The 15,600-nt window shown below is 64.6% G+C and carries 12 protein-coding genes; 2 read left to right on the top strand and 10 right to left on the bottom strand.

Translation table 11 applies throughout. From position 1 onward, the window contains the following. The first annotated feature begins 37 nt into the window (after positions 1 to 37). A complete protein-coding gene (locus BMX61_RS08400) occupies positions 38 to 1,528 on the top strand; it encodes an HAL/PAL/TAL family ammonia-lyase (RefSeq protein WP_075626280.1) in 1,491 nt (496 codons plus the stop codon). A 130-nt stretch (positions 1,529 to 1,658) separates the two neighbouring features. Here the strand turns inward: BMX61_RS08400 and BMX61_RS08395 are convergent, their stop codons facing one another. From BMX61_RS08395 to BMX61_RS08350, 10 genes are all read right to left on the bottom strand, one after another. After that, entirely contained in the window at positions 1,659 to 2,888 is a 1,230-nt protein-coding gene (locus BMX61_RS08395; RefSeq protein WP_075626281.1) for an amidohydrolase family protein, read from the bottom strand. Between the two features lie 12 nt (positions 2,889 to 2,900). Beyond that, on the bottom strand, positions 2,901 to 4,433 hold the full coding sequence (locus BMX61_RS08390) for a gamma-glutamyltransferase family protein (RefSeq protein ID WP_075626389.1): 1,533 nt from the start codon (positions 4,431 to 4,433) through the stop codon (positions 2,901 to 2,903). A 50-nt stretch (positions 4,434 to 4,483) separates the two neighbouring features. Continuing rightward, positions 4,484 to 5,686: an amidohydrolase family protein gene (locus tag BMX61_RS08385; RefSeq protein ID WP_170854918.1), complete on the bottom strand. Its 1,203-nt coding sequence runs from the start codon at positions 5,684 to 5,686 to the stop codon at positions 4,484 to 4,486. 117 nt (positions 5,687 to 5,803) lie between these two features. Continuing rightward, a complete protein-coding gene (atzF, locus tag BMX61_RS08380) occupies positions 5,804 to 7,633 on the bottom strand; it encodes an allophanate hydrolase (RefSeq protein WP_075626282.1) in 1,830 nt (609 codons plus the stop codon). A gap of 96 nt (positions 7,634 to 7,729) precedes the next feature. Further along, entirely contained in the window at positions 7,730 to 8,374 is a 645-nt protein-coding gene (locus BMX61_RS08375; RefSeq protein WP_075626283.1) for a cysteine hydrolase family protein, read from the bottom strand. Then, positions 8,367 to 9,059 carry a cysteine hydrolase family protein gene (locus tag BMX61_RS08370; protein WP_075626391.1) on the bottom strand — a complete coding sequence of 231 codons (693 nt, stop codon included), beginning with the start codon at positions 9,057 to 9,059 and terminating at the stop codon, positions 8,367 to 8,369. The genes BMX61_RS08375 and BMX61_RS08370 overlap by 8 nt, the downstream gene beginning before the upstream one ends. Before the next feature lie 2 nt (positions 9,060 to 9,061). Next, a complete protein-coding gene (locus tag BMX61_RS08365) occupies positions 9,062 to 10,207 on the bottom strand; it encodes an ABC transporter ATP-binding protein (protein WP_075626284.1) in 1,146 nt (381 codons plus the stop codon). A gap of 10 nt (positions 10,208 to 10,217) precedes the next feature. Further along, complete coding sequence (locus tag BMX61_RS08360) at positions 10,218 to 11,039, bottom strand: carbohydrate ABC transporter permease (RefSeq protein ID WP_075626285.1); 822 nt, start codon at positions 11,037 to 11,039, stop codon at positions 10,218 to 10,220. A 4-nt stretch (positions 11,040 to 11,043) separates the two neighbouring features. Then, the gene (locus BMX61_RS08355) at positions 11,044 to 11,943 is read right to left on the bottom strand and encodes a carbohydrate ABC transporter permease (protein ID WP_075626286.1); all 900 of its coding nucleotides are present in this window, start codon (positions 11,941 to 11,943) and stop codon (positions 11,044 to 11,046) included. 243 nt (positions 11,944 to 12,186) lie between these two features. After that, positions 12,187 to 13,413: an ABC transporter substrate-binding protein gene (locus tag BMX61_RS08350; RefSeq protein ID WP_407703752.1), complete on the bottom strand. Its 1,227-nt coding sequence runs from the start codon at positions 13,411 to 13,413 to the stop codon at positions 12,187 to 12,189. A gap of 468 nt (positions 13,414 to 13,881) precedes the next feature. Between BMX61_RS08350 and BMX61_RS08345 the strand changes: the two genes are divergently transcribed. Continuing rightward, positions 13,882 to 15,360, top strand: coding sequence for an FAD-dependent oxidoreductase (locus tag BMX61_RS08345; protein ID WP_083639285.1), 1,479 nt, complete (start codon positions 13,882 to 13,884; stop codon positions 15,358 to 15,360). The last annotated feature ends 240 nt before the right edge of the window (positions 15,361 to 15,600 follow it).

The following is a 15,600-nucleotide window of genomic DNA, read 5'->3' as shown; positions in this document are numbered from 1 at the left end:
GCTTTTTGCCCCCAATCGTCGAGTTTGAAGAAGCGCCATGACCATTGTTCTAGATCAGCAGCTCCTGACTTGGGCGGATATCGCCGCCGTGGCCGATGGTGCGGTGCTGCGCCTTGCCGAGTCCGCCTGGGCACGCTTGGCGCGTGCGGCGTCGATCGTCGAAAGCCTGGTGGAAACGGGCGTGCGCGCCTATGGCATTACGACCGGTGTCGGCGCGCTGTCCGATACGGTGGTTGATCGTGCTTCGCAGGCCGCGCTGTCGCGCAACATCCTCTTCAGCCATGCCTGCGGCGTCGGGCCTCTGCTGCCGCGCGAGGCTGTGCGGGCGATTATCGCCGCCCAGATCGCCAATTTCGCCCATGGCTATTCCGGCGTGCGTCCCGTGATTGTCGAGACGCTGCTGGCCCTTCTGGAAAAGGATATGATCCCCGAAGTGCCGGCCGGCGGCTCGGCGGGCTATCTGACGCACAATGCCCATACGGCGCTGGTGCTGATCGGGGCAGGCTGGGTGCGTTGTGGCGACCGGCGCCTGACTGGCCGCGAGGCCTTGGCCGAGATCGGCCGGGAGCCCTTGGTGCTCGGCGCAAAGGAGGGCCTGAGCCTCGTCAACGGCACCGCCTGCTCGACGGGGCTTGCCGCGCTCGCTCTGTCGCACGCGCTCCGGTTTCTCAATTGGGCCGATGCGGTCAGTGCGCTGACGCTGGAGGCCGCGGGCGCGCAGATGGCGGCCTTCGATCCGGACATTCTGGCGCTGCGTCCGTCTGAAGGCATCGAGACCGTCGGTCGAACCTTGCGCGCGCGGCTTGCCGGCAGCGGGCTGATTGCCGCAAGCCTTGGCCGGCGCACGCAGGATGCGCTGAGCCTGCGCGCCATTCCCCATGCCCATGGCGCCGCGCGCGATCTGTTCGACCAGGTGGCAGCGACCGTCGATCGGGAACTGGCCTCGGTCACTGATAATCCCGCCGTTTCCGGCTCGCCCGAGGCGCCCATCGTGTCCTCGCAGGCCCATGCCGTGGCACCCGGGCTGGCGCTGGCCGCCGATGGTCTCGCCATCGCGCTCGCCCAGATCTCGGCAATGAGCGAGCGCCGGCTCGACAGGCTGGTCAATCCGCTCGTCAGTGGCCTGCCGCCCTTCCTCGCCAGCGACGCCGGCAGTCGCTCCGGCTTCATGATCGCGCAATATACGGCTGCGGCGCTCGCGAATGACAGCCGACGCCTGGCCGCACCGGCCTCAACCGATGGCGGCGTCACCTCCGGTCTCCAGGAGGATTTTCTCGCCCATCCCACCGCGGCGGCGCTGAAGCTGCACACGATCCTCGACAATGCCGCGCAGATCCTCGCCATCGAATATCTTGCTGCCGCCCAGGCGCACGAGTTCCTGACCGACGTCGCGCCAAGGGCGCCCGGCACGCAGGCGCTCTACGCGTGTCTGCGCAGGCATATCGGCCCCTATGCCGATGACCGGCCCTTGTCGGACGACATGGTGGCCGCGCGGGCCCTGATCCGCGACCAGGATGCGCCGGCCTGACAGGGGATCATGCACCGGCGGGCGCGAATATCCGGGCGCGTTGCTCGCAGTCAATGCGTGGCCGGAAGGCGGCCAGAGGTTGCGGGTAACTGATGACCTGATGAATAGCGGCAGGTGTCGGGCCCGCCGCTCAACCGGGCCTGAAAATCTGCGGAAGGCCGTTCCAGAAGGTGGGTCGGCCTTTCTTCCAGCCGCCGATCACGCGCGGGATTTCCCGCACGGCGTCGGCTGGTCCGGTGCAATCCAGAAGCACGATGGTCGCCTCCGCGCCGATGTGAAGTCCATAGGTTCGGCCCATCAGGCGCGCGGGCGCGCTGGAGATCATGTCGAACGTCTGGGCCAAGGCGTCATCGCGGGCGAGCTGGGCGAGATTGGCGTAGAGATTGGCCATGCGCAGCAGGGACGCATCGCCATAGGGCGTGAAGGGATTGAGAATATTGTTGCTGGCAATGGTGGTGGTCACCCCGCAATCAGCCAGAACATGCGCCGGCGCGACCCCGCGCGGCACCAGCCTGTCCTCGGTGCGGCCATTGAGGAACAGATCGGTGGCCGGCAGCACGGTCAGCGCGATCCCGGCTTCGGCCAGGCGGGCGGCGATGGCGCGCACGCCCTCCGGCGGCAGGGCAGAGAGATTGGTGACATGGCCAATCGACACACGCCCGCCCCAGCCATGGCGCCGTGTGGCCTCGATGACGGCCGGAAGGTCGGTGCGGCCGGGGTCGAGACTGAAATCCAGATGGAAGTCCACCGCCACATCATGCCGCCGGGCAAGCGTGAAGATCCGCTCGATCTGGGTCTGTGGGTCCGGGTCGGTATAGGGGCAGCCGCCGACGAGATCGGCGCCCGACGCCAGCGCCTCGTCCAGCATGTCGAAGGTCGCCGGCTCCTGTGTCAGCCCCTCCTGCGCGAAGGCGCAGATCTCGATGTCCAGGGCAAAAGCATAGTCGGACTTGAGCTTGAACAAGGCCTCCAGCGAGCGGAAGCCGGCGCGTGGATCGACCTCCACGAAGCTGCGCATCCGCGTGGTGCCGTGGATGATCGCCCTTTCCACCACGTGGGCGGCGCGGGCATAAACATCCTCGGGGGTAAAGCCCGCCTTGACGCGCGCCGTCTCGCGCACGGCCTCGGCCAGCGTTCCGTCGCACAGCGTGCAGCGGCCGAGAATGCCGGCCTTGTCTAGGTGGATATGGCTTTCCACGAAGCCGGGAAAGGCAAAGGCGCCGCCGGCATCGACGGTCTCGACCGCCTCGCAACGCAGATCCGGCGCAATCGCCGCGATCAGACCATCCTTCACCGCGATATCGACAAGCGCAGCATTCGAGGCTGTTGAGGAGCGGCGGATGAGGAGATCAAAGATCATGGCACGATGTCCTCACACCAGAACCGCGCCGCCATCGCTGCGCGGATCATGCGCGCCGGCCATGGTGCCGTCGCTGTCGATGCGAATGATGCCGGCCTGTCCGCCGAGCGGGCTGAGCGCGGCAATCGGCGAGACGGCATGGCCTCTGGCTTCGAGCGCCGCGAACACATCCGCCCCGGCATTTTCCTCCAGCTTCAGCGAATCCCGGCTGTCGGAAAAGGTCTTGCCCAGCAGGAAGCGCGGCACCGACAGGGCGGCTGCCGGGTCCAGCCCATGGTCGATCAGCAGGCTCAAGAGGAGCGCGAGCGTCTGCGGCTGGCCATCCGCGCCCTGTGTGCCGTACAGCAGATGCGGTCGACCGTTCTTCAGCGCAAGCCCGGGATTGAGCGTGTAGAAGGGACGTTTGCCAGGCGCAAGCAGGTTGGGGCTCTTGCGGTCGAGGCTGAAGGCCGCGCCGCGGTTCTGCCAGAGAAGCCCTGTATCGCCCACGACGACGCCACTGCCCCAGTCGAAATAGATGCTCTGCAGCACGCCGGCGAAGCGCCCCTCAGCATCCACGGCGCCAAGGAAGGCAGTGTCGCCCTGGCGGTAGAGATGCGGCCAGTCCATCACTTTTCGCGGATCGAGCGCCCGTGCCTTGGCGGCCAGATGCGCGGGGTCCAGCAGGCCGGCCATGGCTGCCGGGTCGGAAAAATCTGGATCGCCGATCCGTCCCCGGTCGAGAAAGGCCTGTTTCACTGCCTCGACGAGATGGTGGATGTGGTCTGCGCCCCCCGGCGCCACGCCGGGAAGCGCATGGTGCGCGAGAATGCCGAGAATGCCGAGCGTGGTGACCCCTTGCGTCGGCGGCGGTGGGGCGAACAGCGTGATATCGCGATAGTTGAGGCTCATGGCCTCGGTGAGACGCGCCTCGGTCGCGGCAAGATCGGCAGAGGTCAGGGGTGAGCCGGCCTCTGCCAGCCCTCGGGCGATGCGGCGAGCCAGATCGCCCTCGTAGAAGCTGCGAGGGCCGTTCTTGGCAATGCTTTCCAGTGTGCGGGCAAGATCCGGCTGGCGCTGCGTGCCGCTGCCTTGGAAGGTGTGGGAAAATCCGGGCCAGCCGGCATGATCGCCGGCTCGGAAATCGAACCAGAAAGCCTGAGAGGGGCTGACGGAAAAGCCGTCCTGCGCCAGTCGGATGGCGGGCTCGATCAGGCCGGCGAGGTCCTCCCGACCGCCCCATTGCGTTGCCGAGAGGATCATCAGCTTGTCCCAGCTGTCGACCAGGCACGCCGTGGTCAGCGCCGAGCCTGGGCCGCGCAGGGGTATGACCGGCATCCGCGCGGGGTCGCTCACGGCTGCCGCCTGGCCGATGCCGAGCAGGCAGGAGACATGGCCTTGCGCGTCAGAAAGCATCCAGACGGCATCGCCGCCCAGTCCGCAGAAATGCGGATAGAGCACGGCAAGCGCCGCGCCAGCGGCGATCACCGCCTCGATGGCAGTGCCGCCACGCCTGAGGACGTCCGCGCCGACGTCGGTGGCTTGATGATGCGGGGTGACGATCATGGCGCCCGTCCGCCGCGTTTGGTCGCCAGGCTCGCCCCCAACACCGGCCATCAGCGCAGCACCCTGCCTTTGTCCGCCACCATCCGGCCGCCTTTGAAGACGCGGCGGTCTTGCGGCACGGCAACGACGGCTTGTGGCACATGCTCGGCGGCCAGAGCGACGAAGTCCGCCCGCGCACCCACCTCCAGCCCATAGCCCTCCAGCCGCAGGGCCCTGGCGCCGGCAGCGGTGACCACGTCGAAGGCGGCGGACAGCTCCTCGTCGGTGAAGAAGGCCGAGCGGTAGCCGATGATCTCCGCCCGGCGCAGCATGTCGCCATCGCCATAGGGCCACCAAGAATCGCGGATATTGTCGCTGCCGCTGAAAACGGTGACGCCAGCGGCACGCAGGCGCGCGACCGGCGGAAAATGACTGGCGCCCGGCGCATTGGTCATGATCGCGACCCCGCTTGCGGCAATCAGGTCGGCAATCTTGCCCAGCGCATCGGTCGCGAGATCGCCGAGACTATAGGCATGGCTGACGGCGACATGGCCCTGCATGCCAAGCGCCACCGTGCGCGCGCAGATCTCCTCGATAGTGAAAGCGCCAAGCGTGCCGGCATCGTGCAGGTGGATATCGACATCCACGCCATGCTTTTGCGCCACGTCGAAAACAACGTTCAGATGGCCCGTCACATCGCGATCGAAGCTCGCGGGATCGAGCCCGCCGACCAGATCGGCACCGAGCGCGATTGCCTGATCCAGCAGTTCCGGCGTGCCGGGGCTCTTCAGGATGCCGCTTTGTGGAAAGGCGACGAGCTGGATGTCGATGAGATCGCGATAGGCGTCGCGCACGTCGAGGATCGTTTCGAGCGATTTGAGGCCGACAGACCCGTCGACCATCACATGGCTGCGCATGCTGGTCGAGCCCTTGGTGATGCAGAGGTCGAGCTGGTTGCGCGCGCGCTCCGCCATGGGGGCGGCCGCCGCCATGTTTTCAGCCTGAAACGTCACGCGCTCCTGCACATCGAAGCCGTTGGTGCAAGGGCGATGCGCAATCCAGCGATCGCCGAAGAAGCTGGTGTCGAGATGAATATGGCCCTCGACGAAACCGGGCACGACCAGCGCGCCGCCCACATCCAGGCCATTGCCGTTGGGCGGAAGCTTGCCTGCGGGTTCGATGGCGGCGATGCGCCCATCGCGCACCCGGATGTCCACCAGCTTCCCATCGGCCAGGCGCGCTTGCGTGAAAACCGTCTCCGTCACGATTGTCATCCTTTTCCTTCAGCCTCTCTCCAGGTCCTTGGCGGCCTTGAAGGTCGCGATCAGCCCTCAGAGCGTCCTTTGCTTGACCCGCTCACGCAAGAAGCGGGCCATGCAGTCCGTTCTCGCTCAGGCTCCGGCCGCGCGATAGGCCCGCCAGCCGCCGAAATGACTGATATCGGCTTGCCCGGCAACCGCCGCACCCTCACAGAGAAAGCCTGTCACCTCGGAGCCATCCTCCAGCGCCAGCTTGCCGACACCAAGTGGCGCAGGAATTCGACCGATGAAATCGCCAAAGCCGGCAACCGGCAAGGCCCAGACTTCCACGGCGATGGCCACGCCCTCATCGGCCACGCGGATGAGGGCCGGTTTCGGCGGCACGGTGCCGCCGAGCGCAAAAAGCCTGTAAGCGGCGCGCGTCGTTGTGCTGCGGCGGAAGATGCCGCCGCGCTCGACAAGCTCATGATTGAGCGGCATGCCTGAAAGATGGGCACCGACAACGGCGATCTCGCGATAGCCATTGGGCAGCGCGGGCTCTTCGGCTGGCGGGTAGGGATTGTCGAATTTCGCCAGCGACAGACCGGTGGCCCGGTGGAAGGCGGCGGCAATGCCCGCCGCGCGCGCTTCGGCAAAGCCCGGCGCCAGGAAGGTGACGCCGAGCGGCAGGCCATCGGCGCGGAAGCCATTGGGCACGGCAATGCCGCACAGGCCCATAAGATTGACGAAGTTGGTGTAGATGCCGAGGTTGCTGTTCAGCTGGATCGGGTTTTCGGCAATTTCTGCCTTGGTGTAGATCGTCGGTGTGGTCGGCACCATCAAAACGGCGATGTCGTCCCAGACCGGCCTCGTGTCCCGCTTCAATTCGGCAATGCGGTGGATGGCGGCGAAGGTGTCGAGCGCGGAGAAATTGCCGGAGCGTGACAGGATCTCCCGCGTGACGGGGTGGATCGCGTCGCGATAGGTGTCCAGCACCTTGTCGAGGCTGAGCGCGCGCTCGGAAATCCAGGGCCCCTCGTAAAGAATGCGCTGGGTTTCCTCAAACGGGGCGAAATCGACCTCAACCTTCTCGCCGCCCATGGCGACGAGCCGGGCGACGGCCTCGTTGAACAGCCGCTCGGCTTCCCCATCCCCGAAGAAGCGCAGGGCCGCGCCTTTGGGAACGCCGAAGCGGAATTGCGAGGGCGGGGCGATCGGCGTCAGCACGACGTCATCCGCCTCAGGCTTGGAGAAGGGATAGCTAGGATCGTAGCCGGCCATCAGGTCGAGAACCGCCATGCCGTCTTCGACCGTCAGGGAGAAGACCGAAAGCGTCTCGATGGTCTTCACGCAGCCGCCGCCTGAGACACAGGCATTGCTGACCAGCCCCGGCGTCGGCTTGATGCCGACGATGTTGTTGAAGCCCGCCGGCACGCGGCCGGAGCCTGCCGCATCATTGGCGATGGAAAAGCTGCAGAGGCCGGCCGCGACCGAAACGCCCGATCCGGAACTGGACCCGCCCGAAATGTAACGTTCGTCGAATACGCTGGAGCAAGCGCCGTAGGGCGTGCGCATGCCGACGAGGCCGATGCCGAACTGGTCCATATTGGTCTTGCCGATCAGCACCGCGCCGGCCTCGAAGAGCCGGTCCAGCGCCTGGCCGCTGGATGTAGCGACATAGGCCGCCTCTTTCAAAGCGTTGGTGGTCGGCAAGCCGACGATGTCGTTGCAATCCTTGACCGAAAAAGGAATGCCCCAAAGCGGCCGCCCGTCATGGCCCTCGGCCTCCAGCGCGCGTGCGGTGGCCAGCGCGTCCTCACGCGAAACGAGATGGATCCAGACATGATCCTCGCCACGGGCGGCGATGCGATCGTAGATGGCGTTTACGACCCGGCTCGGCGTCAGCGTGCCTGCCTTGTAAGCGCGGCTGAGCGTGGTCAGATCGAGGCTGCCGGTGGCATCGGACCAAAGCATTTCGGACATGGAAGGCTCCTCTGGCATGGCGCAAGCGGCTTAGGCGGCGACATGCGGAAAAACAGGGACGAGTAGCGCCCGCGAAGGGGCTGATGGCGCTGCGCGTCAGACGGAACGAAGCGCCGAGAGCACCTCGGCTGCAGGGGCAACGGTGCCGAACAGGCCGTTGCCGAAGGTGGTGATGCGCAGCTGGGCGGCATGGCGTTCATCGGAGGTGCCCTTGCAGGCATCGGCCACAGCCAGGCATTCGAAGCCCATGTCATTGGCGGCGCGCTGCGTGGCGTGAACGAGGCCTTCCGTGGGCAGGCCGGTGATCAGCAGATTGCGGATGCCGCGCCGGCGCAGGTGATCTTCGAGGTCGGTGCCGAAGAAGCCATTGTCGCCGGCAATATCGAGCAGGAGCGCATCCTGCGGCAAGGCGATCTGCGCATCGAGTGCCCATTCGACGCTGCCATGTGCGGGAATAGGATCGCCCAGCGTCCGGCGTCGGGCAGCAAGCGGGCCTTCCCCGGCCGTATAACCGCGCCTGACGGCAATGACGGTCATGCCGAGCCCGTTGGCGGCCGCCAGGAGCGCGCAGGCGGCATCACGCTCTGCCTGTGCTGCGAGCGATGCCACAGGCCCTGCCTGGAAACCGAGGAGCATCAAGGCCGTGTCATGAGGGGACCAGCGGCCGTCGAACGGCCAGGCATAGGGCCGTGCAGCGATCGGGGGCAGGGTTGGGAGGATCGGCAGGGGAGCATCAGGCATTTGCGGCCTCCAGCATGGCGTGAAAGCCCGAAAGATCGCTGACGCCGCCCCAGCGCCCGCCATAGGCCTTGAGGATTTCGAGCGTCGCCTGATGGTTCGGGCTTTCGACGGCGGCGGTGCAGTCTTGGAGAAGCACGCATTCGATGCCGTGCTCATAGCCATCGCGCAGCGTCGACTGCACGCAGCAGTCGGAGGTGACACCGGTGATCACGAGCCGGTCGATGCCACGCCGGGCCAGTTCGTCGGCAAGCGTGGTGCGATGGAAAGAGGATTTTCCGGGCTTGTCGATCACCAGCTCGCCCGCTTCAGGCGCGAGTTCCGGAATGATCTGCCAGCCGGGCTCGCCCTGAACCAGGATGCGCCCGTCCCTGCCGGCATCGCCGATGCCGAGCCCGTGCACGCGGGTGCGCCATTGCTTGTTGGCATGGAGGTCTGAGAGGTCGGGTGCATGGCCCTCCCGCGTATGGATCACGAGAATGCCGGCCGCGCGCGCCGCAACGAGCGCCTCGCGGATGGGTGCGATCACGGAGCGCGTGTTCGATACGTCCTCGCCCAGCTGATCCACCCAGCCGCCGGGCGCGCAGAAATCCACCTGCATGTCGATGATGACAAGTGCGATGCGCGTCTTCTCAACCGGACCACCAAGCGGCCAGAAGGCCGGCCTTTCCTCCTGTCTTGCCGTCATGCTCATACGGCTGCCCCCGTCGCCGGATCGAACAGCAGGATGAGCGCCGGATCGATGGTCAGATGCACTCGGTCGTCGCGCTGGATGCGATGGCTGCTGTCGACGAGCGCCTTCAGTTTCGGGACTGTCGTCATCAGGTCGCGGTCGTCCTCCACCATATTGGCATGGCCGATGGCGATGCCGTGTTCATCCATATGCAGAAGCAGGGTCGCGCCGAGGTCCTCAACGAAGGCTGCACGCGCGCCAAATGTCCCCGATCCGGCCTCAGGGGCGATCTTCATATGTTCCGGCCGCATGCCGAGGATCACCTTGCCGGGACGGCGCGACGACAGCCGTCGCCCGGCCTCCCCGAGCGGCAGCATCAGGGGCCCGCAGGCCAGCGCCGGTCCGCCTTCATGGGCGGTCAGTTCGCCTTCCATGAAATTGATCGGCGGCGAACCGATGAAACTCGCGACGAACATGTTCGCCGGCTTGTCATAAAGGTGGCGTGGCGTGTCCAGCTGCTGCAGCGTGCCGCGGTTCATCACCGCCACGCGGTGGCCCATCGTCATAGCCTCCACTTGATCATGGGTGACGTAAACGGTGGTAACGGCGGACAGCCGCTGCAGCCGGGCGATTTCGGCGCGCATCTGGCCGCGCAGGCGCGCGTCGAGATTGGAGAGCGGCTCATCCATGAGAAAGGCATTGGGCGAGCGCACCAAGGCTCGGCCCATGGCCACGCGCTGGCGCTGTCCGCCCGAAAGCCGCGCCGGCTTGCGCTCCAGAAACTCGGTCAGTTCGAGAAGCTCGGCGGTCTCGCGCACCTTCTTCTCGATCACCTCAGGCTTGGCGCCGCGCACCTTCAGCCCAAAGGCGATGTTTTCCGCCACCGTCAGATGCGGATAGAGCGCGTAGGACTGGAAGACCATGGCGATGTCGCGGTCGCGTGGGGCAAGATCGTTGGCCACCTTGTCGTTGATCCTGAGCGTCCCGCCGGAAATATCCTCCAGCCCGGCGATCATTCTCAAGGCCGTGGTCTTGCCGCAGCCGGAGGGGCCGACGAGAACGATGAATTCGCCGTCCTCGATCCTGAGGTTGAAATCGGTCAGCGCCGCGGCCTTGCCGCCCGGATAGGTCTTGGAGACGTTTTCGAACGTGATCTCTGCCATGCTGTCTGTCCTACTGTACGCCGTTGGTCGCGCCCTGAACGAAGTAGCGGTTCATGACGAGCGCCATCAGGACAATCGGGATCGTGGAGAAATGGGCGAGCGCCCCGAGCGTGCCCCAGGTGATGTCCTTGGTGCCATAGGCCGTCAGCAGCGCCACAGAGATCGGCTTGGAGTCGAGCGTCGTCAGGAACATCGGGTTCAGGAAGTCATTCCACGAGAACATCATGCAGAACAGCGCGCAGGCGATGATGCCGGATCGCACCGTCGGCACCGCCACTTTCCAGAAGGCGCCGATCTGCGTGCAGCCATCGGTCAGCGCCGCCTCTTCCATGTCGGGCGGCAGGGCCTTGAAGTAGGAAAACATCATCCAGGTGACGAAGGCGCAATTGAGCATGGTGTTGAAGACGATGACCGCCCACCAGGTGCCGAGCAGGCCGATGTCGCGCATCAGGAGATAGAAGGGGATGAGCGCCGCGATCGAGGGGATCATGCGAATGGCCAAGAAGAAATAGGCAAAGCCGGCCGAGTAGCGCGAGCGCGACCTTGCCAGCGCGTAGCCAGCGGGAACGCCGAGGACCAGAGACAGAACAGTCGTGCCGATGCTGATGATCAGCGAGGAGCGCATGAGCGCCGCGACATCGAAGAGCGCGAAGGCGGCGCGGAACTGATCGAGCGTCGGCTGGAACGTCAGCCTGGGCGGCACGGAGAAAATCTGGTTGGACGGCTTGTAGGCCGTGGAGATCAGCCAGCAGACCGGCAGCAGGAACACGAGCGTGGCAACCAGGACGGTGGTGCGCTCCAGAAAGATGCGGCGTGTCGAAACCCGTGCCATCGGCCTACTTTCCGTTGATGCGCACATCGGCGCGGCGCACGACCAACAGAAGCACGGTGGCGATCAGCGCGATGAACAGCAGCGTGACATTGCCGACGGCCGAGGCAAAGCCGACATTGAAGAATTGCAGACCTTCCTTCACGCCCAGCATCATCAGCGTGTTGGTGGAATCATTGGGTCCGCCGCCTGTGGTGACGAAGACGCTATCGAAGACGCGGAAGGCATCCATGGTGCGCAGCGTCAGCGCCAGGAACACCGAGGGCAGCATCAGGGGCAGGATCAGCATGTGAAAGCGCTGCCAGCCCGTCGCCCCGTCCACCCGGCCGGCTTCGAGCACGTCGGCCGGAAGCGCCTTCAGCCCGGCAAGCAGGATCAGCGTCATCAGCGGCGTCCATTCCCAGCAATCGATCAGGATCAGCACCCAGAGCGCCGTGTTCGCATCGGTGAGCAACCCCGTGCGCGGGCCGATGCCGGCCTCGGCAAGAAAGAAGCCGATGATCCCATAATCAGCGCCCAGCATCGCCTTGAAGATCAGGCCGACGACCAGAGGGGTGATGGTGGCCGGGATCAGCAGGAAGGCGAGCACGATGCGGTTGAACCGGCTGTCGCGCCAGAGCAGCATTGCCAGGCAGAAGCCGAGCACCAGCTGCAGGGCGACGCTGAAGAGCGTGAACTGGAAGGTGTTGAGGATCGCCCTGCGCGTCGCGGGGTCGGTGAAGATGTCGACATAATTCTGGAAGCCGACGAACTGCGTGCGGGCAGGGCGCAGCAGATTGTATTTGTAGAAACTGTAGCCGATGCCTTGCGCAAGCGGCCAGAGCCCGACAGCGGCGACATAGAGCACGGCCGGCGCGGCCATCAGGAAGAGAAAGTATTTTCGGCGGTCCGAGAAACGGGTGCGCATCGGTGCAACAGGCTCAACGTGCGGGAGATAGCCGGCACCGCCGGCCCCTCGCCAGAGAGGATAGGGCCTGCCCCACACAGGACAGGTCAAGGGCTTGCCGACACCGGCAGAACCTGCGGCATGTCCGGCAAAGCGCGCATGGCGGGCTTTGCGAGAGAGGCCTGAAGCGAGACATGAAGCGTGTGACGAAGGGTCGAAATCGTCACACGCTTTCCACTTGCGCGCGGATCGGCAATCGGCCGATCAGAACAGCTTCTTGGCGGCGTCCTGTGCCTTGCCCAGTGCTTCCTCGGGCGTGGCGGCGCCGGCAAGAACTGAATTCACGGCCGTGCCGAGAAGATCCTGGATTTCGGGATATTCCGGAATGCGCGGACGGAATTCGCCATTACCATGCTCATAGGTCTCGGCGATGACAGGCAGGAAGTCGTATTTCGCCAGCAGATCGGGGTCGGTCATCTGGCTCTTGCGCATGAAGCCGCCGGCGCCCATCATGTTGAACTCCTTGTGGATCTTCTTGCTGGTCACCCATTTGATGAAGGTCCAGGCCGCTTCCTGCTTGGGCTTGTCGATATCGGCATTGATGGCGAGGCCCCAGCCGCCGACGCCATATTGCGGTGACATGCCCTTAGCGACGGGCGCCACGGCGATGCCGACCTTGCCGACGATGTTGGACACCTTGGGATCGGAATAAACGGGCGCGCCGACCGACCAGGTCTGCATGAACACGGCCATGCCCTGGCGGAAACTTTCCTCGCGGCCACCCCAGTCATATTCGATGGCGCCTGGAGGGGCCGCTTCGGTGAACAGCTCCTTATAGACGGCAAGGCTCTTGATGTTGGCAGCCGAATTCAGGACGGGCTTGCCATCCTTGTCGACGATCGAGCCGCCGAGCTGGTTGTTGTACTGCATCCAGTCCTGCGCGACCGCCGGCCCCTTCTGGCCGTTTGCAACGAAACCATAGAGCTTCTTGGCCGGATCGTTGAGCTTCTTGGCGTCGGCCACCAGCTCTTCCATGGTCGTCGGCACTTTCAGCCCGGCTGCGTCAAGCACATCCTTGCGATAGGCGAGCACATTGGCATAGGCCGCGAAGGGATAGGCGACATAGTGGCCGTTATATTCGCCGAGCGACTTGCGCACCACCGGGTAGATATCGTCGAGATCGAGTTCGGCCGCATCGCGCTTCACCCAGTCGGTGAGGTCGACAGAATATTTGTTTTCGGCATAGGCGCCGGCCCAGACGATGTCCATCGTCACGAGGTCGTAACCCTTGGTGTCGCCGATGAAGTCGGCGGTGGTCTTGGTGAGCAGCGTTCCGTAATCCATGATCTCGACCTTGAGGTCGGCGCCGGTCTCTGCCTTGAAGGCGGGCGCGAGCTCGGTCAGCACCTTGGAGAAGCCGTCATTCATCGAGGCGACGGTGAGCGTGACGCCGTCAAGCGACTTGGCGCTGACGCAAGCGGTGCTCGCCATCAAGGCGAAAATGACCGTGGCCGTCGAATATGCGGCCGATCTCGGCATGAAGGAAGAAAATGCTTTCGTCATGACTGCCACCCGTTCCCTTTTTGGTGTTGATTAAGAGTGACGTTATCTCGGCGTTTCATCAAGTCAAACAAAAAAACACATAAATAACACGATCTCGGCTGCAAAGCCGCTGTCTGCATAAAGGGATCGCAACCTGCCTAAGTGTTGAACAGCTGTTTGTCCGAAAAACCGGCAGATTGTCTTCCTGACGGTACGCCACTGTTTTGACTGATCAATTATGACATTTTGAGAAGATCTGCCGAGGGTAGCCTGACGCGCTGGAAAAGGACAATGCAGAGACACGGCGCGCGCTCATATGCCCCGGATCGACTGCAAAATCGCCAAAGCAACAGAATCTAACACTTTACAACGTGCTGCTGTTCGCTACGCTTTGCGGAAACGCTGGAGCACCTGAGCATGCCCGCTACGCCGCCGGATCCTGGCCACCCCTCCTGTCTTCCCGATTCAAACGGCGCAGCCCGCGCGCGATTGACGCGGCTGGAGGCGCAGGTTCGCCATGATCTGCAGGCGATCGAGGCCGGGCCGCGCGCCTGGGTGCCGGAGCGGCGAGATCTGGATGGGTCGGTCATGGCCGACATCGTCATTGTTGGCGCTGGCCTTTCCGGACTGTCGCTTGCCTTCGGCTTGAAGCGCCAGGGCGTGGAGCGTGTTCGCATCGTCGATGCGGCGCGAAGCGGCTGTGAAGGTCCGTGGGTTACCACGGCACGGATGCGAACCTTGCGCTCGCCCAAGACGCTGAGCGGACCGGATCTCGGCGTGCCGAGCCTGACCTATCGCGCTTGGCACGAAGCTCTGCATGGCGAAGCGCATTGGGAGAGCCTCGACAAGATCGATCGGACTGACTGGATGGCCTATCTCGGCTGGTTCCGCGCCGTGCTGGGTCTCACGGTGGAAAATGAGACCCGGCTTCTGGCGATCCAGCCGGAGGGCGATCATCTGCGCCTTCATCTCGACAAAGCGGGCACACCTCTCCGTGTTGCATGCCGCAAGGTGGTGTTGGCCACGGGGCTGGAAGGCGCGGGCGGTTTGAACGTGCCGTGCCTGGTCCGCGATGCCGTACCCCGCGCGCGCTTCACGCATAGCGGTGAGGATCTTGCGGCCGGCTGTCTGACGGGCCGGCGTGTCGGCGTCATCGGCGCGGCGTCCTCAAGCTTCGACTGGGCGGTGGCGGCGCTGGAAGCGGGCGCTGCCAGCGTCACCGTGCTCGCCCGCGCGCCCAGCCTGCCGCGCACGGAGTTGCTGGACTGGTCGAATTTCCCCGGATTTCTCAACCACTTCGCAGATCTTGCCGATTGCGACCGCTATCGTTTTACCCGCCGCATGTTCGCCTTCAAGACGCCGCCGACCGCTGAGATGTATGGGCGCGCCATGGCCTCTCCGGCCTGCCGGCTGGTGCTGGGAGCCGATGTCAGGGCCATCGGCATGGAGGGCGAAACGATTGGCGTCGAGACCGGTGCAGGCCGCTTCGAGTTTGATCATCTGCTGCTGGGCACCGGCTATCGCGTCGACCTGACCCGCCGGCCGGAACTGGCGCCCTATGCCGCCGAGATCGCTACCTGGGCGGATCGCTTCACGCCGCCGCCGGGCGAGGAGGATGCCGATCTTCTCGCCTATCCCTATCTCGGCCCTGCCTTCGAGCTCCAGGAAAAGCGGCCGGGCAGCCTGCCGATGCTGGGTCATATCCACATTTTCAACAGCATGGCCGTGCCAAGCCTCGGCCCGATCTGCAATGGCATCACCGGGCTGAAATCCGGCGTGCCGAAGCTGGTGTCCGGCCTCTGCCGTGGCCTTTTCGTCAGCGATCTCGACCATTTCTACAGCGCGCTGGATGGCTATGACAAAGCACATTTCCAGCCGCAGGCGGCCCATCTCTGACGGTACGGCCAAGCATGTCGCGCAAAAGGGCACAGCGGCTTTGCGATACCGATATGCTTTAGAACAAGAATTTAAAGCGTGAGAAGCGACTCTGGAATAAAGTGCACGACACCAATGATTTATAGGCTTGGCTGCCCCCTCATCCGCCTACCGGCACCTTCTCCCCGATGGGGAGAAGAGACCGAGACGAACGCTTTGCGCCTTAATCTACTGCCGGAAAAAGGATATACCCGGTCTTGC

The organism is Xaviernesmea oryzae, from assembly GCF_900109605.1.
In the GTDB taxonomy this organism is placed as follows: domain Bacteria; phylum Pseudomonadota; class Alphaproteobacteria; order Rhizobiales; family Rhizobiaceae; genus Xaviernesmea; species Xaviernesmea oryzae.
This window is presented reverse-complemented; position numbering and strand designations above follow the sequence as displayed.

Coding starts and splice junctions, on each gene's coding strand:
- BMX61_RS08400 (WP_075626280.1), top strand. CDS start 38: ATGACCATTGTTCTAGATCAGCAGCTCCTGACTTGGGCGGATATCGCC.
- BMX61_RS08395 (WP_075626281.1), bottom strand. CDS start 2,888: ATGATCTTTGATCTCCTCATCCGCCGCTCCTCAACAGCCTCGAATGCT.
- BMX61_RS08390 (WP_075626389.1), bottom strand. CDS start 4,433: ATGATCGTCACCCCGCATCATCAAGCCACCGACGTCGGCGCGGACGTC.
- BMX61_RS08385 (WP_170854918.1), bottom strand. CDS start 5,686: ATGACAATCGTGACGGAGACGGTTTTCACGCAAGCGCGCCTGGCCGAT.
- atzF (WP_075626282.1), bottom strand. CDS start 7,633: ATGTCCGAAATGCTTTGGTCCGATGCCACCGGCAGCCTCGATCTGACC.
- BMX61_RS08375 (WP_075626283.1), bottom strand. CDS start 8,374: ATGCCTGATGCTCCCCTGCCGATCCTCCCAACCCTGCCCCCGATCGCT.
- BMX61_RS08370 (WP_075626391.1), bottom strand. CDS start 9,059: ATGACGGCAAGACAGGAGGAAAGGCCGGCCTTCTGGCCGCTTGGTGGT.
- BMX61_RS08365 (WP_075626284.1), bottom strand. CDS start 10,207: ATGGCAGAGATCACGTTCGAAAACGTCTCCAAGACCTATCCGGGCGGC.
- BMX61_RS08360 (WP_075626285.1), bottom strand. CDS start 11,039: ATGGCACGGGTTTCGACACGCCGCATCTTTCTGGAGCGCACCACCGTC.
- BMX61_RS08355 (WP_075626286.1), bottom strand. CDS start 11,943: ATGCGCACCCGTTTCTCGGACCGCCGAAAATACTTTCTCTTCCTGATG.
- BMX61_RS08350 (WP_407703752.1), bottom strand. CDS start 13,413: ATGGCGAGCACCGCTTGCGTCAGCGCCAAGTCGCTTGACGGCGTCACG.
- BMX61_RS08345 (WP_083639285.1), top strand. CDS start 13,882: ATGCCCGCTACGCCGCCGGATCCTGGCCACCCCTCCTGTCTTCCCGAT.